Consider the following 6937-nt stretch of genomic DNA (forward strand, 5'->3'; position numbering starts at 1 on the left):
GGGCGCCTCACCATCCCCCCTTGTCTTTCCCTTTGTCCTCCCTCCTAGGACCCGTCCATGTTTAAACACCCTGTCTTTTCGCTGACGAAACTCGGCGCAGCGTGCGCAGCCGTGGCCGCCATCGCCGCCGTCCAACCCGTTCATGCGCAAGCGCAGACGCCCGCCGCGCCCGCCGCCACGGAATCGGCCGCGAACCGCTCGCCGGAAATGACGCTTCAGGCCACCGCGTCCTCCGAGGTCAAGCAGGACACGGTCCGTATTTCGTTGTCCGCTGAAGTCGAAGCGCCGGATCAGCCGGCTGCCGGCAAGAAGTTGACCGCGGCGCTGGACGACGTCGTCAAGCGCGCGCGCGACACCAAGGGCGTGGAAGTCCGCACGGGCGGCTACAACGTCTGGCCCAACACCAACAGCAAGGGCAAGATCGGCACTTGGCGTGGCCAGGGTGAAGTGGTGCTTGAATCGAAAGATTTCGAGGCCGCCGCCGCACTGGCGTCCAAACTGTCGGACAAGACCGCCATTTCCAACATTAGCTTCTCGTTGTCGCGCGAAGCGCGCGAAGCCGAAGAGCGCAAGCTGCTGAAAGAAGCGGCCCAAGCCTTCAAGGACCGCGCGCTGGCAGCGGCCAACGCGTTCGGTTTCTCGGGCTATCGCCTGTCCAAGCTGGAATTGGGCGGCTCGGGCGGCCCGGTGCCGATGCCCCGCATGCTGGGCGCCGCGGCCATGGCCAAGGACGCCTCCGGCGGTTACAGCCCGGACGTCCCGCTGGAAGCGGGAGACGTCACGGTCAGCATCGCCGTCAACGGGACGATCGTTTTGCAGTAAGGCTGAACATGATGGCGCCCAGGGCGACCATCGGCAGGGACAGCCACTGTCCCATGCTCAAAGCACCCGCGAGCAGGCCCAGGAAGTTGTCTGGCTCGCGGGTGAATTCCACCAGGAAGCGGAACGTTCCGTAACCCATCAGGAAAAGCCCGCTCACCTGTCCAAGCGGGCGCGGCTTGCTCGAAAACCACCACAGCAGCGCAAACAGCACGATGCCTTCCAGGCCCAGTTCATACAGCTGGGAGGGATGGCGGGCCAGGCCGTCGCCGCTGTCAGGGAACACCATGGCCCACGGCACGTCCGTCGGCCGGCCCCACAGTTCGCCGTTGATGAAGTTGCCCAGCCGGCCAAAACCCAGGCCCAACGGGATCAGCGGGGCGATGAAGTCGCTGACTGCGAAAAACGGCAGTTTCTTCTTGCGCGCGAACAGCAGCATGACCAGGATCACGCCGATCAGGCCGCCATGGAACGACATGCCGCCTTGCCACAGATACGCCACTTCCAGCGGATGGGCCAGGTAGTACCCGGGCTTGTAGAACAGTACGTACCCCAGCCTGCCACCCAGCACCACGCCCAGCACGCTGTAGAAGATCAGGTCTTCCAGGTCCCGCACGTTCAGCGACGTCGTGTGGCCGCTGGTGATGCGGCGCCGGCCTAGCAGGTACACCAGGGCGAAGCCTGCCAGGTACATCAGGCCGTACCAATGGATGGCAAGCGGCCCGATCTGCAAGGCGATAGGGTCGAATTTTGGATATTGCAGCATGTTCTGCCCGACACAATAAAGTTGAATGATAATAACCGGCGAGCACTGAAGATTCGCATGCATGCAAGCGAGCCAGCTTCCCAGGGTGCGTTCGCCATGTCCGCGCCCCGACGGCCGACAGGAGAGACAGACCATGCCGAACAATGAACGTTCCCGCCATATCACCCACGGCGTCGCGCGCGCGCCCAACCGCGCCATGTACTACGCGCTGGGCTATCAGGAAGCCGATTTCGAAAACCCCATGATCGGCGTGGCCAACGGCCATTCGACCATCACGCCGTGCAACAGCGGCCTGCAGCGCCTGGCGGATGCGGCGATTGACGCCATCCGGGCCTCGCGCGCCAATCCCCAGGTGTTCGGCACGCCCACCATATCCGACGGCATGTCCATGGGCACCGAAGGCATGAAGTACTCGCTGGTGTCGCGCGAAGTCATCGCGGACTGTATTGAGACCGCCGCGCAGGGTCAGTGGATGGATGGCGTGGTGGTGATCGGTGGCTGCGACAAGAACATGCCCGGCGGCATGATCGCGCTGGCGCGCACCAATGTGCCGGGCATCTACGTCTATGGCGGCACGATCAAGCCAGGCCATTACAAGGGCAACGATCTCACGATCGTCTCGGTTTTCGAAGCGGTGGGCGAATACACGATGGGCCGCATGCCCGAAGCGGATTTCAAGCAGATCGAGAAATGCGCCATCCCCGGCTCCGGCTCCTGTGGCGGTATGTACACGGCCAACACCATGAGCTCCGCGTTCGAGGCCATGGGCATGAGCCTGCCTTACTCCAGCACGATGGCCAACGAAGACGACGAGAAAGTCGTCTCGGCCGCGGAATCGGCGCGGGTGTTGGTGGACGCGGTGCGGCGCAACCTGCGCCCGCGCGACATCATCACGCGCGAATCCATCGAAAATGCTGTCTCGGTCATCATGGCCACCGGCGGTTCCACCAACGCCGTGCTGCATTTCCTGGCCATCGCGCATGCCGCCGAAGTGCCGTGGACCATCGACGATTTTGAACGTATCCGCAGGCGCGTCCCCGTGCTGTGCGACCTGAAGCCTTCCGGCAAGTATGTTGCCACCGACCTCCACCGCGCGGGCGGCATTCCGCAGGTCATGAAGGTGTTGCTCAACGCCGGGCTGCTGCACGGTGACTGCGTCACGATCAGCGGCAAGACCATCGCCGAAACCTTGGCGGATGTGCCCGATGCGCCCCGCGCGGATCAGGACGTCATCATGCCGCTGGACCGCGCCCTGTATCCTCAAGGACACTTGGCCATCCTGAAAGGCAATCTGTCTCCGGAAGGTTGCGTGGCCAAGATCACCGGCCTGAAGAATCCCGTCATCACGGGCCCTGCGCGGGTCTTTGATTCCGAAGACGATGCCATGACGGCCATCATGGCGCGCCAGATCAAGGACGGCGACGTGGTGGTCATCCGCTACGAAGGGCCGAAGGGCGGCCCCGGCATGCGCGAAATGCTGGCCCCCACCTCGGCGCTGGTCGGGCAGGGGCTGGGTGAAACCGTGGGGCTGATCACCGATGGCCGTTTTTCCGGAGGCACCTGGGGCATGGTCGTCGGTCATGTGGCGCCAGAGGCTTTCGTGGGCGGCCCGATCGCCCTGATCCAGGAAGGCGATTCGGTTACCATCGATGCCCACAAGCTGTTGTTGCAGCTCAATATCAGCGACGAAGACCTGGCGGCTCGTCGCCAGGCCTGGGTTCAACCCAAGCCGCGTTATACACGCGGTGTGCTCGCCAAATTCGGCAAGCTCGCCAGCACCGCGAGCCGTGGGGCAGTAACCGATGCATTTGAAGATTAGTCTGTGGGTGGCCATGGCCGGCGTGTTGGGCGCCGGCATGGTTCAGGCGCAAACCACTGGCCTGGACCTGGCCAAAAGCAAAGCCTGTATGGCGTGCCATCAAGTGGAAGCCAAGCGCGTTGGGCCACCGTTGAAAAGCGTGGCCGAACGTTATGCGGGGCAGGGCGACGCCATGGTGGATTACCTGGCGGGCAAGATCCGCGGCGGTGGCCGCGGTGCCTGGGGCGCCGTGCCCATGCCCGCGCAAACGCATGTCAGCCAGGAAGACGCCCGTCTGCTGGGCGAATGGATCTTGTCGCTGGCGCCGCCCAAGCAGTAGTCTTATTGTCTATGCCCCGCGCATGAAGCCCGGGGCGCCGGCCGCAGTCGGCGGCCGTCTACAAGAAAGGAATCGTCATGGCAGAGCAAGCATCCCCGGGCAATGAAGTCGCCGTTCTTGGCGGCGGCTGCTTCTGGTGCGTCGAAGCGGTTTTCACCGAATTGAAGGGCGTCAAAAGCGTGCTGCCCGGCTATAGCGGCGGGCACGTGGACAATCCTTCCTATGAGCAAGTGTGTGGCAAGGCCACCGGCCACATCGAAGTCGCACGGGTGGAATTCGATCCCGCGGAGCTCTCGTACAGCGACTTGCTTCGCGTCTTCTTCGCGACTCATGACCCCACCACGCCGGGACGTCAGGGCAATGACGTCGGCCCGCAGTACGAGTCGGCGATTTTCTGGCAGAACGAGTCCCAACGTGAGCAAGCCGAGGCCGTAATCGCCGAAGTCGAGGCCCAGAAGGTCTATGACGCGCCGATCGTCACCAAGCTGTTGGCCCCCGTCAAGTTCTGGCAGGCAGAGGACTACCACAGCAATTATTTCGCCCTGCATCCCGAACAAGGCTACTGCCAGTTCGTGATCGCACCCAAGGTGGCCAAGTTCCGCAAGCAGTTCCAGGATCGCCTGCAACGCTGACTCCCCTTCGTCTGGGCGAAAAAAAACCTCACCACCAGGTGAGGCTTCAAAGCCGGCGCCAATGCCTTGGCACCGAGCGCCGGCGGGGGAAGCAGTTAGTCGACGTTCTTCACCACGCCGCGGCGCATCTGGTCCAGTTCGATCGATTCGAACAGGGCCTTGAAATTGCCTTCGCCGAAACCGTCGTTGCCCTTGCGCTGGATGATCTCGAAGAAAATCGGACCGATCTGGTTTTCAGTGAAGATCTGCAAGAGCAGGCCGCCGCCGGGAGCCCCGTCAAGCAGGATGCGGTTCTTCTGCAGGCGGGCGACGTCTTCGCCGTGGTTCGGCAGGCGACGGTCCAGCAGCTCGTAATACGTTTCTGGAGTGTCCAGGAACACCACGCCCGATTCGCGCAGCGCTTCGATGGTCCGGTAGATGTCTTCAGTGGCCATGGCGATGTGCTGGATGCCTTCGCCGCGGTACAGATCCAGGTATTCCTGGATCTGGCCTTTTTCTTCCGTGCCTTCCTCGTTGATCGGAATGCGGATATTGCCGCAAGGCGAGGTCATCGCCTTGGACTTCACGCCCGTCACCTTGCCTTCAATGTCGAAGTAGCGCACTTCGCGGAAGTTGAAGAGGCGCTCGTAGAATTCCGACCACTCCGCCATGCGGCCCTTATGCACGTTGTGCGTCAGGTGATCCACCAGCGTCAGGCCGGCGCCGCGATGATTCAGGTCGGCTTGCGCGTTGTCCGGATCGACCGGCACGAAATCCACGTCATAGATGCTGATGTCGCCAATGCCGCCGTGGCCTTCCTTGCCCGTCCAGCGGTCAACCAGATAGATCAGCGAGTCGCCGATGCCCTTGATGGCGGGAATGTTCAGTTCCATCGGGCCACTGTGGGAATCGAAACCCCAGGCGCCCAACTCCAGCGCGCGCTTATAGGCGGCATTGGCGTCCTGCACGCGGAAGCCGATCGCACAGATCGACGGCCCGTGCAGGCGCGCGAAACGTTGGGCGAAGGAATCCGGTTCGGCATTGATCAGGAAGTTGACGCCGCCTTGGCGGTACAGGGTCACATCCTTGTGGCGGTGCTTCGCGATGGCTTTGAAGCCCAACAGCTCGAATACCTTGCGCAGCGCGGCGGGGTCCGGCGCGGCGTATTCGATGAACTCGAACCCGGCGGTGCCCATCGGGTTGTCCCACGGTTGGAAAGCGCTGCTCATGTGTCTGCTCCCTTGCATCATTTTTCAGGATGACTTGTTCTTCAAGTCTAGATCGAGATTGTAGGAAGGAACGCCGGGCAGACAATTGCTAACATGGCGCGAAAGTCACCCTTCTGAGCAATAATATTGCCGTACTGGAAAATATAAGGGCAAAAAATGTCTGAGATCGAGCTTGATAGGACAGATCTAAGGATTCTGGCTGAATTGCAGCGCGACGGTCGCCTCAGCAACCAGGAATTGGCCGACCGCGTGTCCCTGTCGCCCAGCCCCTGCCTGCGCCGGGTCCGCCGTCTGGAAGAAAAGGGCTTCATCAAAAAGTACGTCGCACTGATCGACGCCGAAAAGGTCGGTCTGGGGCTGCTGGCGTACGTGAACATCCGGTTGAACAAGCACAGCGGGTCCAGTCACGCCCCAATGAGCGACTTCGCCCGTGACGTGCAGCTCTGGCCGGAAGTGGTCGAGTGCTATGCCATGTCCGGCGATATGGACTATCTGCTGCGGATCCAGGTGGCAGATTTGGCCCACTTCTCCCGCTTTGCGATGGACACGCTGATGCGGCACCCGGCGGTGATCGACATGCGCTCCTTCTTCGCCATGCAGCAGATCAAGGAAACCACCGAGCTTCGGATCTGATGCGGCCCTCCTCTCTATATATAGAGAGGGATGGGGGAGGGGGTGTCGTCCGCATGGTTGGGTGAGCGGCGAGGGATCCTCTATATAGAGGGTGTCAACGCTAGGGCCCCTCTATATAGAGGATCCCGTCCATATGCGGGGCGGCGGCGTCTGTTTATAGCGGGCAGCAGCCAGGCTGGAGTGAGTGCGTCCCCAAAAAATTCATCTTTCTGCAAATCAGGCGTCATGTTGGCCAGTACCCTCAAAATTCTGTGCTATAGTCTCGCTCCTTCGCAGTTCAGACAGTTTTTGAACCGCGAAGCCAAGCAAGCACAACAGGCAAGGCAAGGTGAAAACCCGGGGCAACCCAGCCAGTCTGCCGCGAAGCGCCCAGGAATGGATGCCAAGCGGTTATTGCAAGGATTGCAGCAAATCAGGCAAAAGCCAGTTGCGCAATCTGCAAAAATCGTGCTATAGTCTTGGGCTTGGCTGGTGATGAGATTTAAGGGTTTACCCGGATCTTTTGCTAGCCACCTGAAGTGGTAACCAACCCCTGAAATTCAGGGTTGTCCGCGAAAGCGGCGGGTTGCAAGATAGGATGCAAGTCAGGCAAAAGCCGGTTGCATAATCTGCAAAAGTTGTGTTATAGTTTCAGGCTTGGCGGTTGCCGAAAACTTAGGGTTAACCCGAATGGGTGCTTCTGATGTTTCGATAGCTGCTAAAGAGAGTGGCTGATCCGAAGGGGTCGCAAGCAGGGCAGCA

General features: G+C 61.2%; 8 protein-coding genes. 6 read left to right on the forward strand and 2 right to left on the reverse strand.

Features of this window, described 5'->3' with window-relative positions:
- The first annotated feature begins 57 nt into the window (after positions 1-57).
- Positions 58-822 carry an SIMPL domain-containing protein gene (locus HG262_RS27865; protein WP_169274091.1) on the forward strand — a complete coding sequence of 255 codons (765 nt, stop codon included), beginning with the start codon at positions 58-60 and terminating at the stop codon, positions 820-822.
- On the opposite strand, the gene lgt is transcribed toward HG262_RS27865, so the two are convergent.
- On the reverse strand, positions 797-1585 hold the full coding sequence (gene lgt, locus HG262_RS27870) for a prolipoprotein diacylglyceryl transferase (RefSeq protein WP_169274092.1): 789 nt from the start codon (positions 1583-1585) through the stop codon (positions 797-799). The genes HG262_RS27865 and lgt overlap by 26 nt on opposite strands.
- 133 nt (positions 1586-1718) lie before the next feature.
- Between lgt and ilvD the strand changes: the two genes are divergently transcribed.
- The 3 genes from ilvD (at position 1719) to msrA (ending at position 4355) form a co-directional block, all read left to right on the forward strand.
- Entirely contained in the window at positions 1719-3404 is a 1686-nt protein-coding gene (gene ilvD, locus HG262_RS27875) for a dihydroxy-acid dehydratase (protein ID WP_169274093.1), read from the forward strand.
- A complete protein-coding gene (locus HG262_RS27880) occupies positions 3388-3723 on the forward strand; it encodes a c-type cytochrome (RefSeq protein WP_169274094.1) in 336 nt (111 codons plus the stop codon). The genes ilvD and HG262_RS27880 overlap by 17 nt, the downstream gene beginning before the upstream one ends.
- 77 nt (positions 3724-3800) lie before the next feature.
- A complete protein-coding gene (msrA, locus tag HG262_RS27885) occupies positions 3801-4355 on the forward strand; it encodes a peptide-methionine (S)-S-oxide reductase MsrA (RefSeq protein ID WP_169274095.1) in 555 nt (184 codons plus the stop codon).
- 95 nt (positions 4356-4450) lie between these two features.
- Here the strand turns inward: msrA and hppD are convergent, their stop codons facing one another.
- Positions 4451-5563, reverse strand: a complete 1113-nt coding sequence (gene hppD, locus HG262_RS27890; RefSeq protein ID WP_169274096.1) for a 4-hydroxyphenylpyruvate dioxygenase — start codon at positions 5561-5563, stop codon at positions 4451-4453.
- 156 nt (positions 5564-5719) lie between these two features.
- On the opposite strand from hppD, the gene HG262_RS27895 reads away from it, so the two are divergent.
- Together HG262_RS27895 and HG262_RS27900 are read left to right on the forward strand one after the other, a co-directional pair.
- Positions 5720-6196, forward strand: coding sequence for a winged helix-turn-helix transcriptional regulator (locus HG262_RS27895; RefSeq protein ID WP_169274097.1), 477 nt, complete (start codon positions 5720-5722; stop codon positions 6194-6196).
- Between the two features lie 225 nt (positions 6197-6421).
- Complete coding sequence (locus HG262_RS27900; protein ID WP_169274098.1) at positions 6422-6652, forward strand: hypothetical protein; 231 nt, start codon at positions 6422-6424, stop codon at positions 6650-6652.
- Positions 6653-6937: the final 285 nt, after the last annotated feature.

It is taken from the genome of Achromobacter sp. Bel (assembly GCF_012928505.1).
GTDB lineage: Bacteria > Pseudomonadota > Gammaproteobacteria > Burkholderiales > Burkholderiaceae_B > Achromobacter.

Coding starts and splice junctions, on each gene's coding strand:
- HG262_RS27865 (WP_169274091.1), top strand. CDS start 58: ATGTTTAAACACCCTGTCTTTTCGCTGACGAAACTCGGCGCAGCGTGC.
- lgt (WP_169274092.1), bottom strand. CDS start 1,585: ATGCTGCAATATCCAAAATTCGACCCTATCGCCTTGCAGATCGGGCCG.
- ilvD (WP_169274093.1), top strand. CDS start 1,719: ATGCCGAACAATGAACGTTCCCGCCATATCACCCACGGCGTCGCGCGC.
- HG262_RS27880 (WP_169274094.1), top strand. CDS start 3,388: ATGCATTTGAAGATTAGTCTGTGGGTGGCCATGGCCGGCGTGTTGGGC.
- msrA (WP_169274095.1), top strand. CDS start 3,801: ATGGCAGAGCAAGCATCCCCGGGCAATGAAGTCGCCGTTCTTGGCGGC.
- hppD (WP_169274096.1), bottom strand. CDS start 5,563: ATGAGCAGCGCTTTCCAACCGTGGGACAACCCGATGGGCACCGCCGGG.
- HG262_RS27895 (WP_169274097.1), top strand. CDS start 5,720: ATGTCTGAGATCGAGCTTGATAGGACAGATCTAAGGATTCTGGCTGAA.
- HG262_RS27900 (WP_169274098.1), top strand. CDS start 6,422: ATGTTGGCCAGTACCCTCAAAATTCTGTGCTATAGTCTCGCTCCTTCG.